Source organism: Vogesella facilis (assembly GCF_042648525.1).
GTDB classification, from domain to species: domain Bacteria; phylum Pseudomonadota; class Gammaproteobacteria; order Burkholderiales; family Chromobacteriaceae; genus Vogesella; species Vogesella facilis.
The window spans coordinates 178,208-203,394 of record NZ_JBHRXN010000032.1; the positions used below are offsets into that span (position 1 = coordinate 178,208).

Consider the following 25,187-nt stretch of genomic DNA (forward strand, 5'->3'; position numbering starts at 1 on the left):
GTCCCCATCGTCTAGAGGCCTAGGACACCGCCCTTTCACGGCGATAACCGGGGTTCGAATCCCCGTGGGGACGCCAGGATTCGACAATCAAGCCACCGCAAGGTGGCTTTTTTGTTTTCCGCACCGCTCACCGAACCGCTCCCTCCCCGTACCGGTCTTATACCCGGCCAATCATTTTGCTGCGCCCTTTCATAGCATAACGATATATATATTCAGTCTTTTGCTAGCACCGCGCTCTCCGGTACATTGCCACTGCCGGACAATCCGGCGGCCGCTGCGGCCCTACTGTCGAAGTCAACTGTTCAAGAAACGAGTGCCACGATGAAAATCAGTCAGGAGAGGCTGACCCACCTCAAGCAACTGGAAGCCGAGTCCATCCACATCATTCGCGAAGTCGCCGCCGAATTCGAGAATCCGGTGATGCTGTACTCCATCGGCAAGGATTCCGCCGTGATGCTGCACCTGGCACAGAAGGCCTTCGCCCCGGGCAAGCCGCCGTTCCCGCTGATGCACGTGGACACCACCTGGAAATTCCAGGACATGATCGCGCTGCGCGACAAGCAGGCGCGCGAACACGGCTGGGACCTGATCGTGCACGTGAACCAGGAAGGCGTGGACGCCGGCATCAACCCGTTCACCGCCGGCAGCGCCAAGCACACCGACGTGATGAAGACCGAGGGCCTGAAGCAGGCGCTCAACAAGTACAAGTTCGACGCTGCCTTTGGCGGCGCGCGCCGCGACGAAGAGAAATCGCGCGCCAAGGAGCGCGTGTACTCCTTCCGCGACAAGAACCACCGCTGGGACCCGAAAAACCAGCGCCCGGAGCTGTGGAACATCTACAACTGCCGCATCAACAAGGGTGAAAGCATCCGCGTGTTCCCGCTGTCCAACTGGACCGAGCTGGACATCTGGCAGTACATCTTCCTGGAAAACATCGAGATCGTGCCGCTGTACTTTGCCGACGAACGCCCGGTGATCGAGCGTGACGGCACGCTGATCATGATCGACGACGACCGCATCCTGCAGTACCTGAGCGAGGAAGAGAAAGCGAAGATCCAGACCAAGCGCGTGCGCTTCCGCACCCTGGGCTGTTACCCGCTGACCGGCGCGGTGGAATCCTCCGCCACCACGCTGCCGGAGATCATCCAGGAAATGCTGCTGACCAAGACCTCCGAACGCCAGGGCCGCGTGATCGACCACGACTCCTCCGGCTCGATGGAGAAGAAGAAGATGGAAGGCTACTTCTAAGCCGCCGTTTCCTTATAAGGCACACTACATTCCAGAGGTTGGCCGCATGCGGCCAACCTTGCTGATGCAAGGCTCTAGCTCATGGCACACCAATCCGACCTGATCGCCAGCGATATCCTGGCCTACCTGAAACAGCACGAAAACAAGGACCTGCTGCGCTTCATCACCTGCGGCAACGTCGACGACGGCAAATCCACGCTGATCGGCCGCCTGCTGCATGACTCCAAGCTGATCTTCGAAGACCAGCTGGCCGCCATCCAGCGCGATTCCAAGAAGTACAACACCACCGACCAGGAGATCGACCTGGCGCTGCTGGTGGATGGCCTGCAGGCCGAGCGCGAGCAAGGCATCACCATCGACGTGGCCTACCGCTACTTCAGCACCGATCGCCGCAAGTTCATCATCGCCGACTGCCCGGGCCACGAGCAGTACACCCGCAATATGGCCACTGGCGCCTCCACCTGCAACCTGGCGGTGATCCTGATCGACGCCCGCTACGGCGTGCAGACCCAGACCCGCCGCCACAGCTACATCGTGAGCCTGCTGGGCATCAAGCACGTGGTGGTGGCCATCAACAAGATGGACCTGGTGGACTTCGATCAGGCGGTATTCGACCGCATCCGCGCCGAGTACACCGCGTTTGCGGCCAACCTGGACATCCCCGACATCCGCTTCGTGCCGATCTCCGCACTGCGCGGCGACAACGTGGTGAACCGCACCGACAGCGCACCGTGGTACGACGGCCAGACACTGATGGACATCCTAGAAAGCGTGGAGGTCGAGCACGACGTGAAGCTGCCGGCGTTCCGCCTGCCGGTGCAGTACGTGAACCGCCCCAACCTGGACTTCCGCGGCTTCTGCGGCACCGTCGCCGCCGGCGAAATCCGCCCCGGCGACCGCGTGCGCGTGCTGCCGTCCGGCAAGGAAAGCAGCGTCAAATCTATCGTGGTATACGAGGGCGAGCTGGCGGCCGCGCATACCGGCCAGGCCATCACACTGACCCTGGCCGACGAGATCGACATCTCGCGCGGCGACACCATCGTGCGCACCGACGAGCCGCAGCCGCAGGTGAGCCAGGGCGTGGAAGCGCACCTGGTGTGGATGGATGAAACGCCGCTGGCGGTAGGCAAGGAATACCTGTTCAAGCTGGCCGGCAAGAGCGTAACCGGCCGCGTGGAGCGCATCGTGCACCGCGTGGATGTGAACACCCTGGACGCCTTCGAGGCAGAAAAACTGCAGCTGAACGAAATCGGCCTGGTGCGTATCAACTTCACCGCGCCGGTAGTGTTCGACCCTTACCGCGACAGCCGCGCCACCGGCAGCCTGATCGTGATCGACCGCCTGAGCAACGCCACCTCCGGCGCCGGCATGATCCGCAGCGCCGCCAGCAGCAGCGGTCGCAACGAGCACGACGAGCTGGCGCACTTCAAGGCCTTCGAGCAGGAGCTGAACACCCTGGTGCGCAAGTACTTCCCGCACTGGGAAGCACGCGACATCAGCAAGCTGCTCTGATCTCAGGCAGCAAGGCAAGACAAAGCGGAATCCTGCCGGATTCCGCTTTTTTGTTGCCGCCGGCCTGGCAGCCGGCAGCCGGGCCTCCTCCTGTCCCGATGCATGCTGCTAAACTGCCGGGCTTCCGGGACACAACACTACACAGCACAAAGGGCGACGCCGCGCACCGGAACGCGAGCCAGGCCCGCAACCACAGGATTTTCCATGTCCACCACCCGCCTGCTACCCGCCGTCGGCGCCCTGCTGGCCGGCATGCCGCTGCTGGCCCACGCCAGCGTCAACGGCGCCGAGCTGTCCGCGCTCTGGGCCGTGCCGTTTGCCGGCATGCTGCTGTCCATCGCGCTGCTGCCGCTGTTTGCGGCCAACGTCTGGCACCACCACTTCGGCAAGATCGCCGCCGGCTGGGCGCTGGCGTTTGCGCTGCCATTTGCCGCCGGCCACGGCCTGGGGCTGACGCTGCACGAGATCGCCCACACCCTGCTGCTGGAATACCTGCCGTTCATCATCCTGCTGGTGGCGCTGTTCAGCGTGGCCGGCGGCATCTATGTGCGCGGCAACCTGCACGGCTCGCCGCTACTGAACACCGGCTTTCTCGGCATCGGCACCCTGCTGGCCAGCTTTACCGGCACCACCGGCGCCTCGATGCTGCTGATCCGCCCGCTGCTGCGCGCCAACGACAACCGCCGCCACAAGACCCACGTGTTCGTGTTCTTCATTTTCCTGGTGGCCAATATCGGCGGCTCGCTGACGCCGCTGGGCGACCCGCCGCTGTTCCTGGGCTTCCTCAAGGGGGTGGGCTTCGGCTGGACCATGCAGCACCTGCTGGCGCCGATGCTGACCGCCAGCGCCATCCTGCTGCTGGCCTTCTATCTGCTGGACAGCTATTTCTACCGCCAGGAAGAAAACCTGCCGGCGCTGCCGGACCCGACGCCGGATTCGCGTGTCAGCCTGCTGGGCAAGGTCAATCTGCTGCTGCTGCTGGCGATTGTCGGCGCGGTGCTGCTGTCCGGCGTGTGGCGGCCAGGCGTGGCCTGGCAGCTGGGTGGACTGGAGATCGAGCTGCAAAACGTGGTGCGCGACGTGCTGCTGCTGGCCATCGCCGGGCTGTCGCTCAAGCTCACCCCCGGCAACTGCCGCCAGGCCAATGCCTTCAACTGGGGGCCGATGCTGGAGGTGGGCAAGCTGTTCGCCGCCATCTTCGTCACCATGATCCCGGTGCTGGCGATGCTGAAGGCCGGCCAGCACGGCGCCTTCTCCGGCTTGGTGAGCATGGTGAGCCAGCCGGACGGCAGCCCGGTGAACGCCGCCTACTTCTGGCTCACCGGCGCGCTGTCCAGCTTCCTCGACAATGCCCCGACCTATCTGGTGTTCTTCAACCTGGCCGGCGGCGATGCGCAGCAGCTGATGAGCGATGGTGCCAGCACCCTGCTGGCGATCTCGGCCGGCGCGGTGTTCATGGGCGCCAACAGCTATATCGGCAACGCCCCCAACTTCATGGTGAAAGCCATCGCCGAAGAACGCGGCGTGGCGATGCCCAGCTTCTTCGGCTACATCGGCTGGGCGCTGTGCTGCCTGATCCCCACCTTCGTGCTGCAGACCGTCATCTTCTTCTGATGTCTTGCGGCCAATCCCAAGGTTGGCCGCAGCAAAATAAAAGCCGCCTTGCTGGCGGCTTTTTTATGGCGCGGGCGCGATGCTCAGGCGCAGTAGCTGGCGCTGGTCATCAGCTTGGCGCTGAGTTTCATCATGCCGCGCAGCGGCGCCGGCAAGCGCGCCGCGCCCAGCTCATTGGCCATCTCGGCATGCTTCAGTTCGTCGTCGCGCATCTGCGTCACGATGGCGCGGCTGCGCGCATCCTGCGCCGGCAGCTCGCTGAGATGGCTGTCCAGGTGCGCGCCGACCTGGTGTTCGGTTTCTTCCAGAAAGCCCAGGTTCCACTTGTCACCCAGCACGCCGGCGGCCACGCCGATGGCCAGCGAGCCGGTGTACCACAGCGGGTTGAACAGGCTGGGGCGGCCGCCCAGTTCGCGGATACGCTGCTCGGTCCATGCCAGGTGCTCCACCTCCTCGAAGGCGGCATGGCGCAGCGCCTCACGCGCCGCCGGGTCGCGCGCGGTCAGCGCCTGGCCCTGGTACAGCGCCTGCGCGCACACTTCGCCGCAGTGATTGACGCGCATCAGCCCCAGCGCGTGCTGCTTTTCCGCTTGGCTCAACTCGGCTTCCGCCACGGCGTGGTCCGGGTGCGGACGGGCACTGTGCGCCGGCGCAAACAGCGTGCGCAGGCCACGGTCGAATTCGGTAATCAGGTTATCTAGCATCATGCAAGGTGATGGAGGTCATCAATAGTGGCAATTATACCCTGCCCCGGCTGCTGGTATAATCCCGCGGTTATTTGTTCCAAACTCAGCGCAAAAGGACAGCAAGCATGAACATCGACCTCATCGGCCCGGGCAAAGACATGCCGAACGACTTCAACGTCGTGATCGAAATCTCCGCCAACGCGGCTCCGATCAAGTACGAATTCGACAAGGAAAGCGGCGCGCTGATGGTTGACCGCTTCATGGGCACCTCCATGATGTACCCGGCCAACTACGGTTTCGTGCCGCAGACCCTGGCCGGCGACGGCGATCCGGTAGACGTGCTGGTGGTGACCCCGTTCCCGCTGCCACCGGGCGTGGTGATCCGCGTGCGCGCACTGGGCATGATCAAGATGGAAGACGACGGCGGCGTGGATGCCAAGCTGGTAGCGGTGCCGGTAGAAAAGCTGTGCCCGATGTACAAGGACATCCAGCAGCTGGAACACCTGCCGCAGCTGCTGCGCGACCAGATGGTGCACTTCTTCGAGCACTACAAGGATCTGGAAAAAGGCAAATGGGTGAAGATCCAGGGCTGGGGCACGCTGGAAGATGCCACCCGCGAACTGGTGGAAGGCGTGGAGCGCGCCAAGCAGGCCTGATAACGTTGGCCGCAAAAAAAGCCGGGGAATCCCCGGCTTTTTTATTGCCTGCGGCCAGGCTTACTTGGCGAAACGGCCGGCGGTCTGCGCGATGCGGGCGCCGAACAGGCGGGCGGATTCCAGATCGGAGGCATCCGGCGTCACCTCGGCCGGCGCATTGTCGGTACGCGCCATCAGGCCCAGCGAGCTGCCGTAGCGGTTGATCTGCGTGCCGGTAACGCCGCCCGGCAGCAGGCCGGTGCCGACCCAGATCATGCTGTGCTGCGCGGCAAACACCGACAGCTGCTGCAGGGTGTTCAGCTTGTCACCGCTGGGGCTGTTGGATACGGTGAAGCCGGCGGCGATCTTGTCCTTCCAGCCCTGGGTGTACCAGACCTTGGAGCTGGCATCCATGAAGGCCTTGAAGCCGGCCGACACGCTGCCCATATAGGTGGGCGCGCCGAAGATGATGGCATCGAAAGCGGCCAGTTCGTCCAGGCGCTGGCTGGCGTCGTCGGCGGCAAACAGCGCCACTTCGGCGTGTTCGCGGGCACCGGCGGCCACTTCTTCGGCCAGTTTGGCGGTGTGGCCGTAGCCACTGTGATACACCACGGCAAGCTTGGTACTCATCGACATTTCCTTATATAAACATAGAACGCAGGCATAGCTTGATGGTCTACTATGCAACTCACCGCGCTGCTGATTCAAAAAAACTGGATTGAAACCTCGTCGCTGGCACCACAGCGCCAACTGCTCTTGCTTGATTTGCAAAGGTTGGCCGCAGTATAAAAAGCCAGCACGGCCAAAAACAGCAGAACATTTTGATTTTTATTTTCAGAAAATCTGACGATGAAACTGACTCTAGACTCGCTCATGGTGCTGGACGCCATCGACCGCCGTGGCAGTTTTGCCGCCGCCGCCGAGGAGCTGTACCGCGTGCCCTCCGCCATCACCTACAGCGTGCAGAAACTGGAGCAAGACCTGAACGTGCAGCTGTTCGACCGCAGCGGCCACAAGGCGCGCCTCACCTCCGCCGGGGAACTGCTGCTAAAGGAAGGCCGCGCGCTGCTGGATTCGGCCGCCATGGTGGAAAGCCGGGTCAAGACCCATGCCACCGGCTGGGAAGGCCAGCTGCGCATCGCCATGTCGGACTTGCTGCGCTTCGATGATGTACTGCGCCTGGTGGAGGAGTTCGACGCGCTGCAGGCCGATACCGAGCTGCGCCTGAGCCGCGAAGTGTTTGGCGGCACCTGGGACGCGCTGGTGGACAACCGCGCCGACCTGGTGATCGGCGCCACCGAGAACAGCCAGGGCGGCGTGTTCCACAGCAAGCCGATGGGCAAGGTGCAGTTCGTGTTCTGCGTCGCGCCGCACCACCCGCTGGCCAGCATGGAAGACCCGATCCCGCAGCACGTAATCCGCCGCTACCGTGTCGCCGTGGCCGCCGACACCTCGCGCAACCTGCCGCCGCGCAGCATCTCGATCCAGGAAGGCCAGCCGCGGCTTACCGTCGCCAGCGTGGAAGATAAAATCGCTGTGCAAAGAACCGGACTTGGCGTAGGGTTTCTGCCTACCTGCCGCATACACGACGATCTGGCCAGTGGCCGGCTGATCGTGAAAGAACTGGAAGAAAAGCGCTCGCTGGTCTCGCTGCACTACGCCTGGAAGGAAAGCCAGCCCGGGCAGGCGCTCAGCTGGTTCATCAAGCGGCTACAGACTTTTGACTGGCACCTGAACTGACCCGACACCATGTCCGCTGACTCAGCGTACCGCCTGGCCCTGCAACAGCGACTGGCCACCGGCGGCCTCATCCACCCCGCCGTAGCGGCCGGCGACAACTGCCTGCAATGGCAGCAGCTGCTGATCCACTGCGGTCTCCTGCCGCTGAGCAGCACGCCTGCGGCCAACCTTGCCCTGGAACTCAACAGTCCCTGGCTGCCGCCGCAAGCCGGCAGCGGCTTCGCACTGCTGGTGGCCGGCCAGCGCCAGGCGCTGCAGCAGGCCCGGCCGCTGCTGGATGCACTGGCTCCGCAAGCCGGCGGCTGGCTGTACTGCGGGCCACTGGGCGCGGCCAGTTTCTGCCGCCGCGTGTTCGATGCGCTGTTCTATCTGAGCGGGCCGCTACTGCTGCAGCAGGCGGCCAGCGGCCAGCCGCTGCCGATCGACTGGCCCGGCCTGCTGCTGCAACAGCAGGAGCTGCTGCAACAGTTGGCCGCCCTCAGCCGCGACTACCTGCAACAACAGGGCGACAGCGCCGCCGCCAACGGCGAGCCATGGCAAGTGCTCGACGACTTTCGCCAGCCGCCACAGCAGCAGCAACACTTCGCCCGCAGCCTGGCGCACCTGCTGCTGCTGGCACATGGCCTGGGCGAGAATGCCCGCCAGCTGCTGGAGACGGCACTGGACCTGGCCGCCGCCGCGGCGCCAGAAAATGCAAAAAGCCCGCCGTAGCGGGCTTTTTTAACACTGCGCGGCGAATCAGGCAGCCGGAGTAGTGGTCTTGCGGGCGCGGCTTACCGCGGCACCAGCAGCCTTGGCGGAAGTCTCGGCAGCTTCCACGCTGGCTTCGGCGAAATCGGAGCCGACTTTCTTGGCGGTCTTGGAAGCGCTTTCGAAGGCGGCGCTACCGGAGGACACCAGGTTCTTCAGCACCTGCACCGCAGATTCGGAACCGGCCGGTGCATGCTTGGCCAGACGGTCCAGCGCTTCCAGCACCTGCTTGTTGGTTTCGGCAACCTGCTCTTCCACGAAGGAAGTCAGTTCGCTCTGCGCCGCCACAGTAGCGTCGTACACTTCGCGGGCGGTCGCCAGGCTCTTGTCCAGGTTCGGTTGTACCAGGCCAGCCTGGAATTCGGCGAAGGACTTCGGATCCTTGATGCCGGTCAGCTGCTTCACGGTCTCGGCGTTCTCGGCCACGACCTTGCGGGCGATTTCCAGCTGCAGGTTGGTTAGGCGCTCGGCGCTGGCCAGCACGATGGAGGACAGGCGAACGGCTTTGTCGAACTGGGCCTGACCGAAAGCGGAGAATTCTTGTACGTTGGTAAACATGGAGATAATCCTTTTCAGTGAATAACTACTCAGCAGCAAAACCGTTAGTGTTCTTGATTACTGACCAGATGTTGCGCTGCAACAACCCGAATCATATATTGCACCGCAACAATGTCAAGTAAATTTACGCGGCATAGCGGCTAAGTGACTATTTTTGCAACAGCTTTCGCCACTCTGCCGCCGCAAGGTGACAACAGCATGACAAGGCCTGGCATGCTGCCCTGCAATGCCACCCGCGCCGGCAAACTCGCCACACCCCCTACCTGACCGCCCGGCCGGCGCAAAAGCCGGCGCTGCGCGTTGAAACGCTTAGTCCAACGCTATACACTCGCCGTCATAAATTAAATCTATCTGTTAGCGAAACCAGACAATGAGCCAAGCGGCCAACCTTTTCGACATCAAATCCGCCAGTCTCGACCTGCTGGCCATCCTGCTGCGCAGCGGTGACTGCGCCGCACTGGCCGCGGCACTGGAAGCCCGCTTCGGCAACAAGACCGATGCCAGCCAGAGCGAGGCCTTCCTGCTGGATCTGGAGGCCATCGAGCAGCCGCAGGCACTGGACCTGGCCCGCATCCGCCAGCTGTTCCAGGCCAAGGGCATCGCCATCATCGCGCTGCGCCACCGCGATCACGCCGTCGCCGCGCTGGCACGCCAGCACGGCCTGGCCTTTGTCAGCAGCGGCAGCAGCCCGCGCCAGAGCGAACTGCCGGTGGAAGCACCGGCCGTGGAGGCCGCGCCGGCACTGCCGGCCAGCACGCTGGTGATCGACCGCCCGGTACGCGCTGGTCAGCAGATCTACGCCAAGGGCGGCGATCTGGTGGTGCTGGCGATGGTCAATGTCGGCGCGGAACTGATCGCCGATGGCAGCATCCACGTGTATGCGCCGCTGCGCGGCCGTGCGCTGGCCGGTGCCCGCGGTAACACCCAGGCGCGCATCTTCGTGCAGAGCATGGAAGCCGAACTGGTGTCCATCGCCGGCGTGTACCGCACCATCGAACAGGCGCTGCCCGACAGCATCCAGGGCAAGCCGGCACAGATTTACCTTGAAAACGAGCGCCTGGTAATGAGCGCGCTCGGTGCATAAGAACTCGCAAGTTGAAGGAACCCCATCGTGGCAAAAATCATCGTAGTGACCTCCGGCAAGGGCGGCGTAGGCAAGACCACCACCAGTGCCAGCTTTTCTTCCGGTCTCGCCCTGCGCGGCCATAAAACCGTGGTCATCGACTTCGACGTCGGCCTGCGCAACCTGGACCTGATCATGGGTTGCGAACGCCGCGTGGTGTACGACCTGATCAACGTGCTCAATGGCGAGGCCAGCCTCAACCAGACGCTGATCAAGGACAAGCACTGCGACAACCTGTTCGTGATCCCGGCCTCGCAGACCCGCGACAAGGATTCGCTGAGCGAAGAAGGCGTGGAAAAAGTGCTGAAAGAGCTGGGCGACATGGGCTTTGAATACATCGTCTGCGATTCGCCGGCCGGTATCGAGAAAGGCGCGCTGCTGGCGCTGCTGTTCGCCGACGAAGCCATCGTGGTCACCAACCCGGAAGTGTCCTCGGTGCGCGACTCCGACCGCATCCTCGGCATCCTGTCCTCCAAGTCGCGTCGCGCCATCGAAGGCCGCGAGCCGGTGAAGGAGCACCTGCTGCTGACCCGCTACGCGCCGGGCCGCGTCGACAAGGGCGAAATGCTGTCGGTAGACGACGTGAAGGAGATCCTGCGCGTCAACCTGATCGGCGTGATTCCGGAATCGCAGGCCATCCTGCAGGCGTCCAACTCCGGCACCCCGGTAATCCATCAAAAAGGCAGCGATGCTGCCGATGCCTACAGCGATGTCGTGGCGCGCTTCCTCGGCGAAACCCGCCCGATGCGCTTCCTCGAAGCCGAGAAAGTCGGCTTCCTCAAGCGTCTGTTCGGAGGCTAAGCCATGTCGCTGATCGATTTGCTGTTCGGCAAACGCCAGAAAACCGCCTCCATCGCCCGCGAGCGCCTGCAGATCATCCTGGCGCACGAGCGCAACGGCCGCAGCGCCCCGGACTACCTGCCGGCGCTGCAGCGCGAGCTGATGGAAGTGATCTCCAAATACGTGGCCGTCAACCTGGACGACATCAAGGTGCAGGTGGAGCGCCAGGACGATTTCGAAGTGCTGGAAGTGAACATCGTGCTGCCGGAGCACCAGCGCTGACACCATGACCCTTACCGAACTGCGTTACATCGTGGCGGTGGCGCGCGAGCGCCACTTCGGTCGGGCGGCACAGAGCTGCTTTGTCAGCCAGCCCACCTTGTCCATCGCGATCAAGAAGCTGGAAGACGAACTGGGCGTCACCCTGTTTGAACGCGGCGGCCAGGAAGTGGCAGTCACCGAGATCGGCGAGCGCATCATCGAGCAATCGCAACGCGTGCTGGAAGAGGCCGAGATGGTGAAGCGGCTGGCCGGCGAACACCAGAACGAGCTGGCCGGGCCGCTGAAACTGGGGGTGATCTTCACCATCAGCCCCTACCTGCTGCCCAAGCTGATTCCGGCGCTACGCATCCTGGCGCCGGACATGCCGCTAATCCTGGAAGAGAACTACACCGCGCGGCTGGCCGAGATGCTCAAGCGCGGCGAAGTGGACGCCATCATCGTCGCCGACCCGTTCGACGAGGCCGGCACCGAGGCGTATCCGCTGTACGACGAGGAGTTCGTGGTGGCCACGCCGAAAGGCCATCCGTGGGAGAAGCGCCAGTCGCTGCGCCCGGACGAGCTGCGCGACGAAAGCGTGCTGCTCTTGGCGCAGGGCAACTGCTTCCGCGACCAGGTGCTGCAGGCCTGCAGCGAAGTAGCCAGCCGCCAGCACCAGTCCGGCAGCCTGGCGTCCATGGTGCAGGGCAGCTCGCTGAACACCATCCGCCACATGGTGGCCAGCGGCATGGGCATTACCGTGCTGCCGCAGACCTCGGTGGCGCCCGGCGACGAGAACCTGCTGTCGCTGATCCCGTTCGCCGCACCGGTGCCACAGCGCCGCGTGCTGCTGGTGACGCGGCGCCAGTTCTTCCGCAAGAAGGCGATCCACACCCTGCAGCAGGCGGTGTTCCGCTCCGGGCTGGCCGGCGTGACCATGCTGGAGGACGAAGCCGCGCTGGCCTGAGCCGCCAGTCCGGCAACAAAAAAAGCCACCGCAAGGTGGCTTTTTTCATCCGGCAAACGTTGGCCGCAGCGCATGCGGCCAACCTTGCGCATCAGGCGTTGCGGATCACGCCGGCCAGGCGGGCAATGCCCTGCTCGATGCGCTCCGGCGAGGCGTGGCTGAAGTTCAGGCGCAGGTGGCCGATGCCCTGTTCCGGGTTGGCGTAGAACGCCTCGCCCGGCATGAAGGCCACGTTGTGCTGCTCCAGCGCCACCTTCAGCAGCGGACGGGTATCGCGCGGCTGCTTCAACGTCAGCCAGAAGAACAGCCCGCCCTGCGGCACCAGCCAGTCGGCGATGTCGCCGAAGTGTTTTTCCAGCGCCGCCTGCATCGCGTCGCGGCCAACCTTGTAGCTTTGCTGCAGCTGCTTGAGATGGCCCTGGTAGTCGCCGCTTTGCAGCCACTGGGTATTGAACCACTGCCCCAGACGGTTGGTGTGCAGGTCGGCCGCCTGTTTCAGCTTGATCAGGTACGGCATCAGGTCCTTGGACGCCACCAGGTAGCCAATGCGCAGCCCCGGCGCCAGCGTCTTGGAGAACGAGCCGCAATAGATCCACGGCGCATCCTTCAGATGCGTTACCAGCGGCTTCGGCGCCTCGCCGTCGTAGGACAGCGCGCGGTACGGATCATCCTCGATCACCGGCAGCTTGGCCGCCTCGATCACCGCCGCCAGCTCCCGGCGGGTCTGCTCGCTGTAACAGGCACCGGACGGGTTCTGGAAGGTCGGGATCAGGTAGGCCAGCTTGGCCTTGCTGCTGTCGATCGCCTGTTGCAGCGCGGTGGCGGACAGCTGGCCGTTGTCCTGCTGCTGCACGGTGGTGATGTCGGCGCCGAACAGCTTGAACACCTGCAGCGCCGCCAGGTAGGTCGGGCCTTCGGCGATCACCGGCGTAGCCGGGTCGATGAACAGCTTGGCGGCCAGATCCAGCGCCTGCTGCGAGCCGGACAGCACCAGCACCTGCGAAGCATCCACGTTCAGACCGATACGCGCCAGTTCCTCTACCACCGCGGCGCGGAATTCCGGCTCGCCCTCACTGGTACCGTATTGCGCCAGATTGGCCGGCACCCCGGCAAAATCCAGCTTGGGCAGGCAATTGGCGGCCGGCAGGCCACCGGCAAAGGAAATCACTTCCGGACGCTGCGCGGCGGCGAGAATCTCGCGGATCAGTGAGCCGGACAGACGTTCGACGCGTTCGGAAAACATGGTACTCTCCTTAGCTGACAGGTATGTTTTAAGTCAAATTGTTTGACCAATCTAACGTCTATTGACGCACACGTCAACATGCAATCACCACTGCCCAACACCTTGCTGCGTGACGCGATGAAAGCCTTCTTTCACGCCTATCTCGCCTTCACCGACAAGCCGGATGAAATGCTCGCCAAGCGGGGTCTGGCGCGGGTGCATCACCGCATTCTGTTCTTCGTGGCGCTGTATCCGGGGCTGTCGGTGAAAGACCTGCTCGGCTGCCTGGATGTCACCAAGCAGGCGATCAACATCCCGCTGCGCCAGCTGATGGAAATGGACCTGATCGCCGCCGGCACCGCCGCCCACGACAAGCGGGTGAAGGAGCTGCGGCTGACCGAAGAAGGCCGCAAGCTGGAAGAAGCGCTGCACCGCGAACAGGCCAAGCTGCTGATGCAGGCGTTTGCCGAAGCCGGCGAGGACGCCACCCGCGGCTGGCTGGCGGTGAACCAGGCGATGGCCGTGCACGCCGTCGGCCCCTGACAGGCCTGCGGCCAACAGCAAGGTTGGCCGCAAACCCCGGTACATCAGTACGCCAGGCTATTCGAGGCGCGCGTAGCGCACCTCCAGAATCTCGATCTCCTCCTCCCCCTGCGGGCCGCGGAAATACACCACGTCGCCTTCGCGCGCCTTGATCAGCGTGCGCGCGATCGGCGAGATCCAGCTGATGTGACCCTTGGCGAGGTCAATCTCGTCCACGCCGACAATCGACAGCAGCTGCTCGCTGCCGTCGCCGCGCAGGATCAGCACCGTGGCGGCAAAAAACACCTGGTCGGTGGCCTCGCGCAGCTCCGGGTCCACCACCTCGGCCGCTTCCAGCCGCTTGGTAAGGAAGCGGATGCGGCGGTCGATCTCGCGCAGCCGGCGCTTGCCGTACAGGTAGTCGCCGTTTTCCGAACGGTCGCCATTGCTGGCCGCCCAGTTCACCACCTGCGTCATATGCGGGCGCTCTTCCTTCACCAGCTGGTTCAGCTCCTGGCGCAGGCGATGCCAGCCGCCCGGGGTGATGTAATTCTTGCTTGAAGCCGGCAGGCGCTGCTCGGCTGGCAGATCGTCGTCCTGCTCGTCGTCGCTCTCGCGGGTAAATGCCTTGCTCATGCTGCTCCCTTCCCGGCCATCCGCACCGGCACGGCCAACAAACCAAACGCCCCCAGCCTATCGAGCTGGGGGCGTGTAGTTTAACGCTTAGCGGCCGCGCTTGTTGCCGCGAGCCGGCGCTTCCTGGCCGGTAGCAGACAGGCCGGCCCACTTCATCACCGCCGCCACTTCCGACTCGTTCAGCTCGTAGTACTGGCCGCGCTTCAGGCGCGGCGGCAGACCGATATTGCCGAAGCGCACGCGGATCAGGCGGCTGACGGTAAGGCCGAAATGCTCGAACATGCGGCGCACTTCGCGGTTGCGGCCTTCGCGGATCACCACGTTGTACCAGCGGTTGGCGCCGTCCTCGGCGCCGCCCTTCTCGCTGACGCGCTGGAACACCGCCGGGCCGTCTTCCAGCTCCACGCCGCGGGTCATCTCGTTCATCTGTTCGCGGCTCAGCTCGCCCAGCACGCGCACCGAGTACTCGCGGTCGAACTCGAAGCTCGGGTGCATCATGCGGTTGGCCAGCTCGCCGCTGGTGGTGATCAGCAGCAGGCCGGAAGTGTTCACGTCCAGGCGGCCGATGGCCACCCAGCGGCTGGAACGCGCCTGCGGCAGGCGGTCGAACACGGTGATGCGGCCTTCCGGATCGTCGCGGGTGACGATCTCGCCTTCCTGCTTGTGGTACATGATCACGCGCGGCAGGCGGTCGGCCCACTTCAGCTTGATGTTGTCGCCCTTCACCATCACGCGGTCGCGCGGGCCGACCTTGTCGCCCAGGCTGGCCTTCTTGCCGTTGACGGTGACGAAGCCGGCCTCGATCCATTCTTCCATCTCGCGGCGCGAGCCCACGCCGGAGGCGGCCAGCGCCTTCTGCAGGCGTACCGGCTCGATATCGTCCATATCGACGCGGGTTTCGCGCAGACGCTGCGAGCGATCGACCACTTGCTGGTTCGGCGCGCGCAGCGCCAGTTTCTTGGCGCGCGGCACCTTGCCGCGCGGCTTGGCATTGCTCGGAGTATCGCCGGGGCTGCGACGAGCCTGGCCGAACTCGCGGCCCGGCTGTTCGCCGGCGGCGGCCGGCATGGCGGCATTCTTGTTGCCGAAACGGCGTTCGTGCTGCAGCGGAGCAGGCGCGGTGGCGCCATCGGCGCTGCGACGCTTGGCCGCCGGCGCGGCATTGCGGCGGCTATCGCCGTGGGCCGCAGCGCGGTCAACGTTGGCCGCAGGCTTGGCGCGCGGCGCGGCCGGGGCGTTCAACGAACTGAGACCACGCGGGCCACGCGGCGGCTGCGGATTGCGGGACTGGCCGGATTCCTGGCCACGGACACGCGCCAGCGGCTGGCGCGAATTGTTGCGTTGTCCTTTAGACATAATGCTTGCTTCTTCCTGATGTAGGGGGTGGCGCATGCCTGCGCGGCCAACCATAACGGGCCGCTCACTCCACCCGGGGCGCCTCATCCACGAGGGGCTCTTCTTCGTCCCTTGCTGCCGGCGCCTCGGCGATCACCAGCGTCGACAGTTCCGCCAGTGGCGGCAGGTCGCGCAGGGTGGCAAAGCCGAGGTCATCCAGAAACTTGTGCGTGGTCGCATACAGACCGGGACGTCCGGGCACATCCTTGTGCCCGATTACTTCGATCCAGCCCCGCTCCAGCAGGGTCTGCATCACACTGGTGGACACCGATACGCCACGAATGGCCTCGATGTCGCCGCGCGTTACCGGCTGTTTATAGGCAATGATGGCCAGCGTTTCCATCACTGCCCGCGAGTAACGCGGCGGTTTTTCCGGCGTCAGCCGGTTCAGGTAGGGGGTGAACTCGGCGCGCGCCCGAAAGCGCCAGCCGGAAGCCAGCTTCACCAGCTCGATACCCCTGCCCTTCCACGCCTGCTGCACTTCATCGAGGATGTCGTTGATCAACGCCGCCTTCACGTCCTCGGTGAACAGCTTCTTCAGCTGATGCACCGTCAGCGGCTCCTGCGCGGTCAGCAGCGCAGTTTCCAGCACGATCTTGAGATAGGCGAGGTCGGTAATGGTCGGCATGACAGCCCCGAAACGGGCACAGCAAAACGGAAGGCGCGGATTTTACACGATTTTTTGCCGGCCAGTACGGCTTTGCAGCTACGCCGCGGACGGTACAGCCACGCTCAGCTGCGCGGCGCCAGCATGATCACCGCCATGCCGGCCAGACACAGCCCGACGCCGGCCATATCCCACCACGTTGGCCGCACGCCATCCACCGCCCACAGCCACGCCAGCGCCACACTGACATACACCCCGCCATACGCCGCGTAGATACGGCCGGAGGCATCCGGATGCAGCGTCAGCAGCCAGGCAAACAACGCCAAGCTGGCCACCGCCGGCAGCAACAGCCACGGCGAACCGCCTTTCTTCAGCCACAGCCATGGCAGGTAGCAGCCGAGGATTTCGGCCAGCGCGGTCAGCACGAACAGGCCGAGAGTGTGCATAGGAAGCCTTTTACTTATTAGATATTTAGTGCGGGAGCGATAGCTAACATGGCGAGAGGTTTGCGGCCAAGTTTTCTCTGCCATCTATTTTATCCGCTGCGGACAAGATGATGCCAGGCGAGAAGGAGACTGATGTGAGGGCTAAAGCTGGCCGCTTACTAGCTGGTCACTCGGCCGGACACCATGAAAATTTAAATTAAGCCAATTTACTCATACAGCATTTTACATTATGATTTATGGATCATTCGCCTTCGGGATGGCTTGTCTCCATCGAATGCCATGCATTGCGGTAATTTTTCAAAAGCCACATGCAACATGCGATTGATGTTGCGTAGCAATACAAATGACATACCCATGTCTTGCACATTACCTACCCACAGTATTCATATTTGCTGTGAATATATTCCACGCTTGATTCTTGAGGTCACATGGACGCTTGGCTTGAATTTTACCGACAAATCTCAGCTGCTATCGAATCGGCCGGAGACATTATGTTTTTTCGTGGGCATCGCGATGCTTCGTGGAGTCTGCTGCCAACCCTAGCGAGGGTACAAGTTCAGAATTCTTCCGAGTTGGAAAAGGTAGTCTATTTTGACTTTCAGACACGAGCAGGGTCGCTGCTTCCTGCAAACAATTCGTGCTGGAATAATGCATTTGCCATGCAGCATCATGGCCTTCCGACTCGGCTTTTGGATTGGACTGAGAATTTTGCTACTGCCCTCTATTTCGCCCTGAAGGAAGCGACTGGCGAGTGCTGCGTATGGATGCTCGATCCCTTTGCATTAAACGCAGAAGCAATAAACCAAGCGGCTCTTCTTCGACCAGAAGACCTTAATGGAACTTACGACGATTACTTTATTTCCGACCGTAAAAAACTCGAAGCGCAGGCAATTGCTATTTCCCCACTACGACATCACCCAAGGGTATTTCATCAACGAGCTGGCTTTACTGTGCATGACGATCTGAAAGCATCACTAGATACGATATATCCAGATGCTTTCAAAAAATTTGTCATTCCTGAAGATGCTCATGATAGTGCACGTCAATTTTTGAAGTTAGTCGGAATATCTGAGTTCACGTTATTTCCTGATCTTGATGGACTAGGAAGAGAACTCAACTATGAACATTTCCGCAAACGAAGCTAACTCTATCGTCCCCTGAACGCTGTGCAATAAAACCGCGCAGATCGGTAGGTTCAATACGGTAGGCTGGATTGAATGAAATGAAACTCAACGTTTACCGCGTCTCCAGATATACACCACGTCCGATGCAATCGGCGATTGCTAGGTAAACATTAGGCTTCACCGGCTCACTCCAACCTACGTCGCTACACCAACGCTAACCTTACATAAATCGGCTGGAACGGCTCGTCCTGGCTGACGCGGATCATGCCCTCTTTCACCAGCTCCAGCACGGCGATGAAGTTCACCACCAGGTGCGCCACGCCCTTGTGCAGGTCGAACAGTTCCTCGAACGCCACGTAGTCGCGGCCGTCGAGGTAGCGCACGATCCAGCTCATCTGCTCGCGCACCGACAGCTCGTCCTTTTCCACCTTGTGATGGCGGTGGTGTTTGGCGCGCGACAGGATCGCCAGCCAGGCCTGGCGCAAGTCCAGCGCGCTGACTTCCGGCAGCCGCTGCTCCGCCGACTGCTCCACCAGCACCGCCAGCCAGGCGAAATCGCGGTCGGCCTGCGGCAGCTGGTCCAGCTCCAGCGCCGCCAGTTTCATCTGCTCGTATTCCAGCAGCCGGCGCACCAGCTCGGCGCGCGGGTCGTCCGGATCTTCCGCCCCGTCTTCCAGCGGCGGGCGCGGCAGCAGCAGCCGCGACTTGATCTCGATCAGCAGCGCCGCCATCAGCAGGTATTCCGCCGCCAGCTCCAGCCGCCCATCGCGCATGGCGTCGATATAGCCCATGTACTGCGCGGTGACCTCGGCCATCGGGATGTTGAGCACATCCAGGTTCTGCTTGCGGATCAGGTACAGCAGCAGATCGAGCGGGCCTTCGAAGCTCTCCAGGATCACCTGCAGCGCATCCGGCGGAATGAACAGATCCTGCGGCACTTCCAGCACCGGCTGGCCGAACACGTGCGCGATCGGCACACCGGCAGGCAGTTCGGGCGGAGTGAGCTGGAAGTCGGGATCGGTCATGGTGTCTCGATAAAAAAGGTTGGCCGCAGCGCATGCGGCCAACCCTGGTCAGGCAAGCAACCGGCTTAGTAGCCCAGCCCGATCGCTGCGCGCACGTCGTCCATGGTGGCGCGCGCCACTTTCTCGGCGCGGGCGTTGCCTTCGGCCAGGATGTCGCGCACCAGCTGCGGGTTGGTCAGGTACTTCTCGGCACGTTCGAACATCGGCTGCTGCTCGCGCACCACCGCCTCGATCACCGGTTGCTTGCAGTCCAGGCAGCCGATGCCGGCGCTGGTACAGCCGGCCTTCACCCATTGCTTGGTCTCGCCGTCGCTGTATACCTCGTGCAGCTGCCATACCGGGCATTTTTCCGGGTTGCCGGCGTCGGTGCGGCGCACGCGCGCCGGGTCGGTGGGCATGGCGCGGATTTTCTTCGACACCGCCTCCGGCGCTTCGCGCATGGTGATGGTGTTGCCGTAGGACTTGGACATCTTCTGGCCGTCGAGGCCCGGCATCTTGGAGGCGGCGGTGAGCTTGGCCTCGCACTCCGGCAGGATGGTCTTGCCCTTGTTTTCCAGCCAGCCCAGCAGCCGCTCGCGGTCGGCGGCGCCCAGGTTCTGGCTGGCGGCCAGGATCTCGTGCGCCTGTGCCAGTGCCTCGGCATTGCCGTCCTGCAGGTAGGCGGTGCGCAGCTGCTCGAACTGTTTGCCGGCCTTGCCGATCTTCTTCACCGCTGCCTTTGCCAGCTCCTCGAAGTTCGGCTCGCGGCCGAACATGTGGTTGAAGCGGCGTGCCACTTCGCGGGTCAGCTCGATGTGCGGTACCTGGTCTTCGCCCACCGGCACCAGGCCGGCCTTGTAGATCAGGATGTCGGCGGCCTGCAGCAGTGGGTAGCCGAGGAAGCCGTAGGTGGTCAGGTCCTTGTGGCTGAGCTTCTCCAGCTGGTCCTTGTAGGTGGGCACCCGTTCCAGCCAGCCCAGCGGGGTAACCATCGACAGCGCCAGGTGCAGCTCGGCGTGCTGCGGCACCTTGGACTGCACGAAGATGGTGGATTTTTCCGGGTCCACGCCGGAGGCCAGCCAGTCGATCACCATTTCGTTGATGGACTTGCCGATGATGGACACGTCGTCAAAGTTGGTGGTCAGCGCATGCCAGTCGGCCACCATGAAGAAGCATTCATGGCTGTGCTGCAGTTCTACCCAGTTCTTGATCACGCCGTGGTAGTGGCCAAGGTGCAGGCTGCCGGTGGGGCGCATGCCGGAGAGGATACGGTTGGCAAACATGAAGATGGTTCCGCTTGATGGTTGGTCTCAGAGCAGTTGCCCGAGCAGATTGAACACGAGATTGGTAAACGGCCGCAGGATCGGCGACAGCAGGCCGGTGAACACCAGCGCCAGCAGAATCCACATGCCGTAGGGCTCCAGCTTGGAAAAGCTGTAGGCCTGGCGCGGCGGCAGCAGGCTTTCCACGATGCGGCCGCCGTCCAGCGGCAGGATCGGCATCAGGTTGAGCACCATCAGCACCACGTTGATGCCGATGCCGGCCTGGCTCATCAGCGCCAGCGGCTCGCTGTAGCTGTTGTCCATCACGATGGCCAGCTTGAACAGCAGTACCCAGATGATGGCCATCAGCAGGTTGGCCGCAGGGCCGGCGGCGGCCACCAGGCGCATGCCGCTGCGCGGTTTGCGCAGGTTGCCGAAGCGTACCGGCACCGGCTTGGCCCAGCCGAACAGGAAGCCGCCCAGCACCAGGCTCAACAGCGGCAGCAGCACGGTACCCACCGGGTCGATGTGGCGCAGCGGGTTCAGCGACACGCGGCCCATGCGCTCGGCGGTGTCGTCGCCGCACAGCTTGGCCACGTAGCCGTGCGCCGCTTCGTGCAGGGTGATGGCGAACAGCACCGGCAGTGCGTACACCGAGATTTTCTGAATCAGGTTGAGGTCGTCCAAGTGAGTTTCCTTTTTACAGGCCAAGCAGGGCCGGGTCGCCCTTGCCACGGCGCAGCAGTTCCACGCCGTCGGTCATGTCGATCACGGTGGTGGGCTCGGTGCCGCACCAGCCTCCATCGATCACCAAGTCCACCTGTTGTTCCAGCCGCTCGCGGATTTCGTACGGGTCGGTCAGCGCTTCCGCGTCGCCCGGCAGCAGCAGGGTACAGGACAGGATCGGTTCGCCCAGCTCCGCCAGCAGCGCCAGCGTCACTGCGTGATCCGGCACGCGCAGGCCGATGGTGGCGCGCTTGGGGTGCAGGGTGCGCTTGGGCACTTCGCGGCTGGCTTCCAGGATGAAGGTGAAGCTGCCGGGGGTGGCTGCCTTCAGCTGGCGGAACTGCGCATTGTCGACGCGGGCGTAGGTGGCCAGCGACGACAGATCGGCGCACACCAGGGTCAGATGGTGCTTGAGGTCGATCTGGCGGATGGCCAGCAGCCGCTCCATCGCCTTCTTGTCGCCCAGGTGGCAGCCCAGCGCGTAGCAGGAGTCGGTGGGGTACACCACCACGCCGCCGTCGCGGATGATCTTGGCCGCTTCGCGGATCAGCCGCTGCTGCGGGTTGTCCGGGTGGATCATGAAAAACTGCGCCATGCTCAGTCTCCCGTGGCCGGTGCCGCCGGCTGCAGAATGCGCGCCGCCAACGGTTCCCAGATCGGTTTGCAGATCGGCGGCAGCGCCTCGGTATAGCCGACATCGCGGCCGCCCTCGCCCGGCGCGTGGAAGTCGCTGCCGGCGCTGGCGTACAGGCCGAACTTCTGCGCCACCAGCGCGAACTTCAGCATGTCGTCCAGGCTGTGGCTGCCGCTGGCCACTTCGATGCCCTCGCCGCCGGCGGCCTTGAACTCGGTCACCAGCCGCTCGATCAGCGTGCGGCCCATGTCGTAGCGCCCCGGGTGGGCGATCACCGCCATGCCGCCGGCGGCGCGGATCCACGCCACCGCGTCCGGCAGGCTGGCCCAGCGGTGCGGCACATAGCCGGGCTTGCCCTTGGCCAGATACTTGCGGAACACGCCCTTCACGTCCTTCACTACCCCGCTTTGCACCAGGAAACGGGCAAAGTGGGTGCGGCTGATCATCTCCGGGTTGGCCGCCAGCTGCATGGCGCCATCGAAAGCGCCGCTGATACCGACCTTTTCCAGCGCCGCGGACATCAGCCGCGCGCGCTCGATGCGGCCGTTGCGGATGGAGTGCAGGCCGGCGCTCAGCGTCGGATCGTCCGGGTCGATGCCCAGACCGACGATGTGCACGGTGTGGTTGTCGTTCCAGCTCACCGACACCTCCACCCCGGCCAGGAACGGCAGGCCGCAGGCCGCGGCGGTGGCCGCCGCCTGCGCGATGCCGGCGGTGCCGTCGTGGTCGGTCAGCGCCACCAGGCTGGCGCCGCGCTCGGCGGCGCGGCGGATCACCTCATCCGGCGGCAGGCCGCCATCGGAGGCGGTGGAATGAAAATGCAGATCAACGGTGGCCATGTCAGCCTTCCTGCCGCGCGTTACGCGCAGCCTCGCGCAGTTGCCAGTCCGCCAGCTTGCGGCGGTAGTCCTGCACCGCGGCGTTGTAGACGTCCCACACGCACGGGTCGCAGCCGCTGCCGCAGCACATGTCGTCGCTCGGCGCCTCCGGCGCTTCCGGCATCGGGTCGAAGTCGTCGTCGCCGACGATCAGCGCTTCGCTCACGCCGCCACCACGGTGATTTCGAAGCCGTCGCCGCTCACCAGCTGGCCGGCGCGGATCTTGTTGGTCTTGCGCAGCTCCTGCTGGCCATCCACCAGCACATTGCCGTCGGCAATGAAGTGCTTGGCCTGGCCGCCGGTGTCGCAGACGCCGCAGGTTTTTAGCAGATCGCACAGCGGAATGTAGTCGCCGTGCAGCGCGTAGGTTTCTTTAAGCATGGTTGTTCACATGGTTTCCAGGCTGCGGCCAACGTTTTTCACAACGTCTTTTGACAGCCTTGTGAGCCGCTTGTGGACAAGGCACACAAGCCGCTGATTCATCATCGTTTTTTTCGATTGCTCAAAAAACAGGCAACCGCGTTTTACTTTCCACATCCGGGCTGGACAGCCTTGTGAGCCGTCTGTGGACAAGTTGTCCAAGTACTTGAGACAACGGCACAATCAGCTCGTTGCACAAAAAACAGGCAATTGCGGCAGCAAACGGCGCAGCGCCGGCCAGGCTGCGGCCAACCTTTGCTGCCGGCTGCCGGCCAGCACGCAGTAATCCACCGCCGCCGCGTCCAGCGCCGCGCGATACAGGCCGAACAGCCAGTCGCGCTGCGCCGGGTGGCTGCGCAGCGGGTCGTACTGCCAGGGGATGTCCGCCGCCGCCAGCAAGGTCAGCGCGTAATCCTGCGGCCGGTTCAGCGCCAGCAGTGCCGGCTCGGCGACACCAAACGCCACCTCGGCCCAGATGCGGCAGGTCAGCACCGTGCTGTCGCACAGCAAGACCTGCGCCTGGCCCGCCAGCGCCGCCTCCGCCGCCAGCTGGCCGCGGGCGATGGCCAGCACGTCGGCCGGCGCGGGCAGGTATTCACGGTTGGCGTAGTAGTCGCGGGCGAATTCCGGCACCACCGCCACCGCCACGCCGTGCGCTTGCAGTGCGACGGCCAGATCGGCGGCCAGGGTGCTTTTGCCGCAGGATTCCGGGCCGACGATGGCAATGCGCAGGGCTGACATAGCCGCACATTATAGCGCGCGCAGCCTGCGCCACGGCGCTTGTCCACACCGGAAGGCAAAACGCCCACATCCTGTGGGTGCAAGGATGTGGGCGCGTTGTGGACAAGCGGGCTAAATGCTTGATCTGCAAGGGCGGCCAAACTGCTGCTTATTTTTTGCGCAGCGCGCGACAGATTATCCCGCCGCGTTTTGCATAGCACTGTGCGCCGCTTGTGGATAAGCGCGGCAAGTGGCTGACGCGGCAGGGCAAAACCGCTACCGCCTATTTTTTAATCAGTCGAGTGTGATTTCGCCCACCTGGTCGCGGGCAAACGCGGCGCGGATTTCGGCCGCGGCCAGGCCCTGCGACAGCAACAACAGCAGCTTGGCCTGCGCGGCCTCCGGCGTCATGTCGCCGGCGCTGACCGCACCGGCCTGCGCCAGCGGCTGGCTGGCAGCATAGGCGCCCACCTCCACCGCGCCGCGCGGGCACTGCGTCAGGTTCAGCACCACGCAGCCGGCGGCGCTGGCGGCGCGGATGCCGTCCAGCAGCGCCGGCTCGGCCGGGGTGTTGCCGTTGCCGTAGGAGAACAGCAGCGCGCCGTGCGGCACGTCGGCGGCCAACCAGCGGCCAAAGGCCGCCGCCATGCCGCCGGGCAGCAGGAAGCCGCTGCGGATGTCCAGTGCCTGCGGCAGCACGGCGCGGAATTCGCCGCTGCCGCGTCGCCACAGGCTGCGCTGCCAGTGCGCGGCAATGCCGAAGCGCGCCAGCGGCGCGGCATTCGGGCTGTCGAAGCCGGCGAAGCTGGTGGCGTCCACCTTGCGCGCCCGGCAGCCGCGCAGCAGCACGTTGTCGAAGGCGATCGCCACTTCGTGCAGCTCCGGCTGGCAGGCGGCCTCGATCGCCACGCCGACATTGCTCCAGCCGTCGCTGCGCGGATGCACCAGCGGCAGCTGCGAGCCGGTGACGATCACCGGTTTCTGCAGGTTCTGCAGCGCGAACGCCAGCACGCTGGCGGTATAGGCCATGGTGTCGGTGCCGTGGATCACCACGAAACCGTCGTAGCGGTCATAGGCGGCGGCGATGTCGGCCACCAGCTGGCGCCAGTGCGCGATGGTGATGGCGGAGGAATCGATCAGCTGCGGGTACTCCACCACGTCCCAGCTGACGCCGTCGCGCGCCAGCCGCGACAGCTGGCGCGGCAGGTAGCCGGGCACCGGCGCCAGGCCCTCCGGGGTATGGTTCATGCCGATGGTGCCACCGGTATACAGAATCAGCAGTTTGCTCATGCGTGCTCCAGGGTAAGGCCACAGACGCCACGAAACGGCAGCCAGCTACCGTTTCGTGGTGCGGGTGGCACTGCGGCGGTGCCGGCGGGCGACACTGCCGCAAGAAAATAAGGGGGACGTGCCGTGCGGCGTTGCGGCCAACCTTGACCGCGCGCCGCAGCAACACATTGCCGGCAATATACAATATTTGCCCGGCCGTTCCGTAGCGGCGGCCACGTTGCGCGCGCCCCCCGCCATGCGTATACTCGCGCTTCACCTGACGCGGGTGTAGCTCAATGGTAGAGCAGAAGCTTCCCAAGCTTACGACGAGGGTTCGATTCCCTTCACCCGCTCCACCCCGCCTTGCACGTCTATTCCGCCGCCAATACACCGCACCCCGCTGCGCGGTTTCTCCGTTGCACTTGCCGGTCGCGTCGTGCGCGGGCCAGAC

29 protein-coding genes and 2 tRNA genes are annotated in these 25,187 nt (G+C 63.8%); 14 read left to right on the plus strand and 17 right to left on the minus strand.

Features of this window, described 5'->3' with window-relative positions; translation table 11 throughout:
* From ACFOLG_RS14435 to ACFOLG_RS14450, 4 genes are all read left to right on the plus strand, one after another.
* Window positions 1-76, plus strand: a tRNA-Glu gene (locus ACFOLG_RS14435).
* A gap of 245 nt (window positions 77-321) precedes the next feature.
* On the plus strand, window positions 322-1,248 hold the full coding sequence (gene cysD, locus ACFOLG_RS14440; RefSeq protein ID WP_088966624.1) for a sulfate adenylyltransferase subunit CysD: 927 nt from the start codon (window positions 322-324) through the stop codon (window positions 1,246-1,248).
* Window positions 1,249-1,329: 81 nt separating this feature from the next.
* Window positions 1,330-2,760: a sulfate adenylyltransferase subunit CysN gene (cysN, locus tag ACFOLG_RS14445; RefSeq protein WP_386093047.1), complete on the plus strand. Its 1,431-nt coding sequence runs from the start codon at window positions 1,330-1,332 to the stop codon at window positions 2,758-2,760.
* A gap of 204 nt (window positions 2,761-2,964) precedes the next feature.
* Window positions 2,965-4,374: a sodium:proton antiporter gene (locus tag ACFOLG_RS14450; RefSeq protein WP_386093049.1), complete on the plus strand. Its 1,410-nt coding sequence runs from the start codon at window positions 2,965-2,967 to the stop codon at window positions 4,372-4,374.
* Window positions 4,375-4,457: 83 nt separating this feature from the next.
* Here the strand turns inward: ACFOLG_RS14450 and coq7 are convergent, their stop codons facing one another.
* On the minus strand, window positions 4,458-5,078 hold the full coding sequence (gene coq7 / locus ACFOLG_RS14455) for a 2-polyprenyl-3-methyl-6-methoxy-1,4-benzoquinone monooxygenase (RefSeq protein ID WP_386093263.1): 621 nt from the start codon (window positions 5,076-5,078) through the stop codon (window positions 4,458-4,460).
* 107 nt (window positions 5,079-5,185) lie between these two features.
* Here coq7 and ppa point away from each other — a divergent pair, with 107 nt between their 5' ends.
* Complete coding sequence (gene ppa, locus ACFOLG_RS14460; protein WP_386093051.1) at window positions 5,186-5,716, plus strand: inorganic diphosphatase; 531 nt, start codon at window positions 5,186-5,188, stop codon at window positions 5,714-5,716.
* 60 nt (window positions 5,717-5,776) lie between these two features.
* Here the strand turns inward: ppa and ACFOLG_RS14465 are convergent, their stop codons facing one another.
* Window positions 5,777-6,325 (minus strand): flavodoxin family protein, encoded by a 549-nt coding sequence (locus ACFOLG_RS14465; protein WP_386093053.1) that lies wholly within the window; start codon window positions 6,323-6,325, stop codon window positions 5,777-5,779.
* Between the two features lie 219 nt (window positions 6,326-6,544).
* On the opposite strand from ACFOLG_RS14465, the gene ACFOLG_RS14470 reads away from it, so the two are divergent.
* Window positions 6,545-7,435, plus strand: coding sequence for a LysR family transcriptional regulator (locus ACFOLG_RS14470; protein ID WP_386093055.1), 891 nt, complete (start codon window positions 6,545-6,547; stop codon window positions 7,433-7,435).
* A gap of 9 nt (window positions 7,436-7,444) precedes the next feature.
* Window positions 7,445-8,146, plus strand: a complete 702-nt coding sequence (locus tag ACFOLG_RS14475) for a 6-phosphogluconate dehydrogenase (RefSeq protein WP_386093057.1) — start codon at window positions 7,445-7,447, stop codon at window positions 8,144-8,146.
* Between the two features lie 27 nt (window positions 8,147-8,173).
* Here ACFOLG_RS14475 and phaP read toward each other — a convergent pair whose 3' ends face one another.
* Window positions 8,174-8,743, minus strand: a complete 570-nt coding sequence (gene phaP, locus ACFOLG_RS14480; RefSeq protein WP_386093059.1) for a phasin family protein — start codon at window positions 8,741-8,743, stop codon at window positions 8,174-8,176.
* Between the two features lie 370 nt (window positions 8,744-9,113).
* Here phaP and minC point away from each other — a divergent pair, with 370 nt between their 5' ends.
* From minC to ACFOLG_RS14500, 4 genes are read left to right on the plus strand one after another with little or no spacing between them, the layout of a single operon-like run.
* Window positions 9,114-9,827: a septum site-determining protein MinC gene (gene minC / locus ACFOLG_RS14485; RefSeq protein WP_386093061.1), complete on the plus strand. Its 714-nt coding sequence runs from the start codon at window positions 9,114-9,116 to the stop codon at window positions 9,825-9,827.
* Between the two features lie 27 nt (window positions 9,828-9,854).
* Window positions 9,855-10,667 carry a septum site-determining protein MinD gene (gene minD, locus ACFOLG_RS14490; RefSeq protein WP_386093063.1) on the plus strand — a complete coding sequence of 271 codons (813 nt, stop codon included), beginning with the start codon at window positions 9,855-9,857 and terminating at the stop codon, window positions 10,665-10,667.
* Window positions 10,668-10,670: 3 nt separating this feature from the next.
* On the plus strand, window positions 10,671-10,928 hold the full coding sequence (gene minE / locus ACFOLG_RS14495; protein ID WP_349589592.1) for a cell division topological specificity factor MinE: 258 nt from the start codon (window positions 10,671-10,673) through the stop codon (window positions 10,926-10,928).
* Window positions 10,929-10,932: 4 nt separating this feature from the next.
* Window positions 10,933-11,871: a LysR substrate-binding domain-containing protein gene (locus tag ACFOLG_RS14500; protein WP_386093064.1), complete on the plus strand. Its 939-nt coding sequence runs from the start codon at window positions 10,933-10,935 to the stop codon at window positions 11,869-11,871.
* Between the two features lie 91 nt (window positions 11,872-11,962).
* Here the strand turns inward: ACFOLG_RS14500 and ACFOLG_RS14505 are convergent, their stop codons facing one another.
* Complete coding sequence (locus ACFOLG_RS14505; protein ID WP_386093066.1) at window positions 11,963-13,114, minus strand: aminotransferase-like domain-containing protein; 1,152 nt, start codon at window positions 13,112-13,114, stop codon at window positions 11,963-11,965.
* Between the two features lie 78 nt (window positions 13,115-13,192).
* Between ACFOLG_RS14505 and ACFOLG_RS14510 the strand changes: the two genes are divergently transcribed.
* A complete protein-coding gene (locus tag ACFOLG_RS14510) occupies window positions 13,193-13,636 on the plus strand; it encodes a MarR family winged helix-turn-helix transcriptional regulator (protein WP_386093068.1) in 444 nt (147 codons plus the stop codon).
* A gap of 57 nt (window positions 13,637-13,693) precedes the next feature.
* Here the strand turns inward: ACFOLG_RS14510 and greB are convergent, their stop codons facing one another.
* The 4 genes from greB to ACFOLG_RS14530 all read right to left on the minus strand — a co-directional run bounded on the left by greB (window position 13,694) and on the right by ACFOLG_RS14530 (window position 16,699).
* Window positions 13,694-14,251 carry a transcription elongation factor GreB gene (gene greB / locus ACFOLG_RS14515; RefSeq protein WP_386093070.1) on the minus strand — a complete coding sequence of 186 codons (558 nt, stop codon included), beginning with the start codon at window positions 14,249-14,251 and terminating at the stop codon, window positions 13,694-13,696.
* A gap of 87 nt (window positions 14,252-14,338) precedes the next feature.
* Complete coding sequence (rluB, locus tag ACFOLG_RS14520) at window positions 14,339-15,607, minus strand: 23S rRNA pseudouridine(2605) synthase RluB (RefSeq protein WP_386093072.1); 1,269 nt, start codon at window positions 15,605-15,607, stop codon at window positions 14,339-14,341.
* 64 nt (window positions 15,608-15,671) lie between these two features.
* Complete coding sequence (gene scpB, locus ACFOLG_RS14525) at window positions 15,672-16,274, minus strand: SMC-Scp complex subunit ScpB (protein WP_386093073.1); 603 nt, start codon at window positions 16,272-16,274, stop codon at window positions 15,672-15,674.
* Between the two features lie 104 nt (window positions 16,275-16,378).
* A complete protein-coding gene (locus ACFOLG_RS14530; RefSeq protein ID WP_386093075.1) occupies window positions 16,379-16,699 on the minus strand; it encodes a YnfA family protein in 321 nt (106 codons plus the stop codon).
* 428 nt (window positions 16,700-17,127) lie between these two features.
* Between ACFOLG_RS14530 and ACFOLG_RS14535 the strand changes: the two genes are divergently transcribed.
* Window positions 17,128-17,844, plus strand: coding sequence for an FRG domain-containing protein (locus ACFOLG_RS14535; protein WP_386093077.1), 717 nt, complete (start codon window positions 17,128-17,130; stop codon window positions 17,842-17,844).
* A gap of 182 nt (window positions 17,845-18,026) precedes the next feature.
* Here the strand turns inward: ACFOLG_RS14535 and ACFOLG_RS14540 are convergent, their stop codons facing one another.
* From ACFOLG_RS14540 to ACFOLG_RS14580, 9 genes are all read right to left on the minus strand, one after another.
* Window positions 18,027-18,848: a segregation and condensation protein A gene (locus tag ACFOLG_RS14540; protein ID WP_386093079.1), complete on the minus strand. Its 822-nt coding sequence runs from the start codon at window positions 18,846-18,848 to the stop codon at window positions 18,027-18,029.
* A gap of 65 nt (window positions 18,849-18,913) precedes the next feature.
* The gene (locus ACFOLG_RS14545) at window positions 18,914-20,110 is read right to left on the minus strand and encodes a tryptophan--tRNA ligase (RefSeq protein ID WP_386093081.1); all 1,197 of its coding nucleotides are present in this window, start codon (window positions 20,108-20,110) and stop codon (window positions 18,914-18,916) included.
* 27 nt (window positions 20,111-20,137) lie between these two features.
* The gene (locus ACFOLG_RS14550) at window positions 20,138-20,776 is read right to left on the minus strand and encodes a site-2 protease family protein (RefSeq protein ID WP_386093083.1); all 639 of its coding nucleotides are present in this window, start codon (window positions 20,774-20,776) and stop codon (window positions 20,138-20,140) included.
* A 13-nt stretch (window positions 20,777-20,789) separates the two neighbouring features.
* Window positions 20,790-21,410, minus strand: a complete 621-nt coding sequence (locus ACFOLG_RS14555; RefSeq protein ID WP_386093085.1) for an L-threonylcarbamoyladenylate synthase — start codon at window positions 21,408-21,410, stop codon at window positions 20,790-20,792.
* Between the two features lie 2 nt (window positions 21,411-21,412).
* Window positions 21,413-22,288, minus strand: a complete 876-nt coding sequence (locus tag ACFOLG_RS14560) for a 3',5'-nucleoside bisphosphate phosphatase (RefSeq protein ID WP_386093087.1) — start codon at window positions 22,286-22,288, stop codon at window positions 21,413-21,415.
* 1 nt (window position 22,289) lies between these two features.
* Entirely contained in the window at window positions 22,290-22,493 is a 204-nt protein-coding gene (locus ACFOLG_RS14565; RefSeq protein ID WP_386093089.1) for an oxidoreductase-like domain-containing protein, read from the minus strand.
* Window positions 22,490-22,708, minus strand: a complete 219-nt coding sequence (locus ACFOLG_RS14570; protein WP_386093091.1) for an RNA-binding S4 domain-containing protein — start codon at window positions 22,706-22,708, stop codon at window positions 22,490-22,492. Before ACFOLG_RS14570 ends, ACFOLG_RS14565 begins: the two co-directional genes overlap by 4 nt.
* Window positions 22,709-22,930: 222 nt before the next feature.
* Window positions 22,931-23,488, minus strand: a complete 558-nt coding sequence (locus ACFOLG_RS14575) for an AAA family ATPase (RefSeq protein WP_386093093.1) — start codon at window positions 23,486-23,488, stop codon at window positions 22,931-22,933.
* 273 nt (window positions 23,489-23,761) lie between these two features.
* A complete protein-coding gene (locus ACFOLG_RS14580) occupies window positions 23,762-24,757 on the minus strand; it encodes an asparaginase (RefSeq protein WP_386093095.1) in 996 nt (331 codons plus the stop codon).
* A gap of 261 nt (window positions 24,758-25,018) precedes the next feature.
* Here ACFOLG_RS14580 and ACFOLG_RS14585 point away from each other — a divergent pair.
* A tRNA-Gly gene (locus tag ACFOLG_RS14585) sits at window positions 25,019-25,092 on the plus strand.
* Window positions 25,093-25,187: the final 95 nt, after the last annotated feature.

Coding starts and splice junctions, on each gene's coding strand:
- cysD (WP_088966624.1), top strand. CDS start 322: ATGAAAATCAGTCAGGAGAGGCTGACCCACCTCAAGCAACTGGAAGCC.
- cysN (WP_386093047.1), top strand. CDS start 1,330: ATGGCACACCAATCCGACCTGATCGCCAGCGATATCCTGGCCTACCTG.
- ACFOLG_RS14450 (WP_386093049.1), top strand. CDS start 2,965: ATGTCCACCACCCGCCTGCTACCCGCCGTCGGCGCCCTGCTGGCCGGC.
- coq7 (WP_386093263.1), bottom strand. CDS start 5,078: ATGCTAGATAACCTGATTACCGAATTCGACCGTGGCCTGCGCACGCTG.
- ppa (WP_386093051.1), top strand. CDS start 5,186: ATGAACATCGACCTCATCGGCCCGGGCAAAGACATGCCGAACGACTTC.
- ACFOLG_RS14465 (WP_386093053.1), bottom strand. CDS start 6,325: ATGAGTACCAAGCTTGCCGTGGTGTATCACAGTGGCTACGGCCACACC.
- ACFOLG_RS14470 (WP_386093055.1), top strand. CDS start 6,545: ATGAAACTGACTCTAGACTCGCTCATGGTGCTGGACGCCATCGACCGC.
- ACFOLG_RS14475 (WP_386093057.1), top strand. CDS start 7,445: ATGTCCGCTGACTCAGCGTACCGCCTGGCCCTGCAACAGCGACTGGCC.
- phaP (WP_386093059.1), bottom strand. CDS start 8,743: ATGTTTACCAACGTACAAGAATTCTCCGCTTTCGGTCAGGCCCAGTTC.
- minC (WP_386093061.1), top strand. CDS start 9,114: ATGAGCCAAGCGGCCAACCTTTTCGACATCAAATCCGCCAGTCTCGAC.
- minE (WP_349589592.1), top strand. CDS start 10,671: ATGTCGCTGATCGATTTGCTGTTCGGCAAACGCCAGAAAACCGCCTCC.
- ACFOLG_RS14500 (WP_386093064.1), top strand. CDS start 10,933: ATGACCCTTACCGAACTGCGTTACATCGTGGCGGTGGCGCGCGAGCGC.
- ACFOLG_RS14505 (WP_386093066.1), bottom strand. CDS start 13,114: ATGTTTTCCGAACGCGTCGAACGTCTGTCCGGCTCACTGATCCGCGAG.
- ACFOLG_RS14510 (WP_386093068.1), top strand. CDS start 13,193: ATGCAATCACCACTGCCCAACACCTTGCTGCGTGACGCGATGAAAGCC.
- greB (WP_386093070.1), bottom strand. CDS start 14,251: ATGAGCAAGGCATTTACCCGCGAGAGCGACGACGAGCAGGACGACGAT.
- rluB (WP_386093072.1), bottom strand. CDS start 15,607: ATGTCTAAAGGACAACGCAACAATTCGCGCCAGCCGCTGGCGCGTGTC.
- scpB (WP_386093073.1), bottom strand. CDS start 16,274: ATGCCGACCATTACCGACCTCGCCTATCTCAAGATCGTGCTGGAAACT.
- ACFOLG_RS14530 (WP_386093075.1), bottom strand. CDS start 16,699: ATGCACACTCTCGGCCTGTTCGTGCTGACCGCGCTGGCCGAAATCCTC.
- ACFOLG_RS14535 (WP_386093077.1), top strand. CDS start 17,128: ATGGACGCTTGGCTTGAATTTTACCGACAAATCTCAGCTGCTATCGAA.
- ACFOLG_RS14540 (WP_386093079.1), bottom strand. CDS start 18,848: ATGACCGATCCCGACTTCCAGCTCACTCCGCCCGAACTGCCTGCCGGT.
- ACFOLG_RS14545 (WP_386093081.1), bottom strand. CDS start 20,110: ATGTTTGCCAACCGTATCCTCTCCGGCATGCGCCCCACCGGCAGCCTG.
- ACFOLG_RS14555 (WP_386093085.1), bottom strand. CDS start 21,410: ATGGCGCAGTTTTTCATGATCCACCCGGACAACCCGCAGCAGCGGCTG.
- ACFOLG_RS14560 (WP_386093087.1), bottom strand. CDS start 22,288: ATGGCCACCGTTGATCTGCATTTTCATTCCACCGCCTCCGATGGCGGC.
- ACFOLG_RS14570 (WP_386093091.1), bottom strand. CDS start 22,708: ATGCTTAAAGAAACCTACGCGCTGCACGGCGACTACATTCCGCTGTGC.
- ACFOLG_RS14575 (WP_386093093.1), bottom strand. CDS start 23,488: ATGTCAGCCCTGCGCATTGCCATCGTCGGCCCGGAATCCTGCGGCAAA.
- ACFOLG_RS14580 (WP_386093095.1), bottom strand. CDS start 24,757: ATGAGCAAACTGCTGATTCTGTATACCGGTGGCACCATCGGCATGAAC.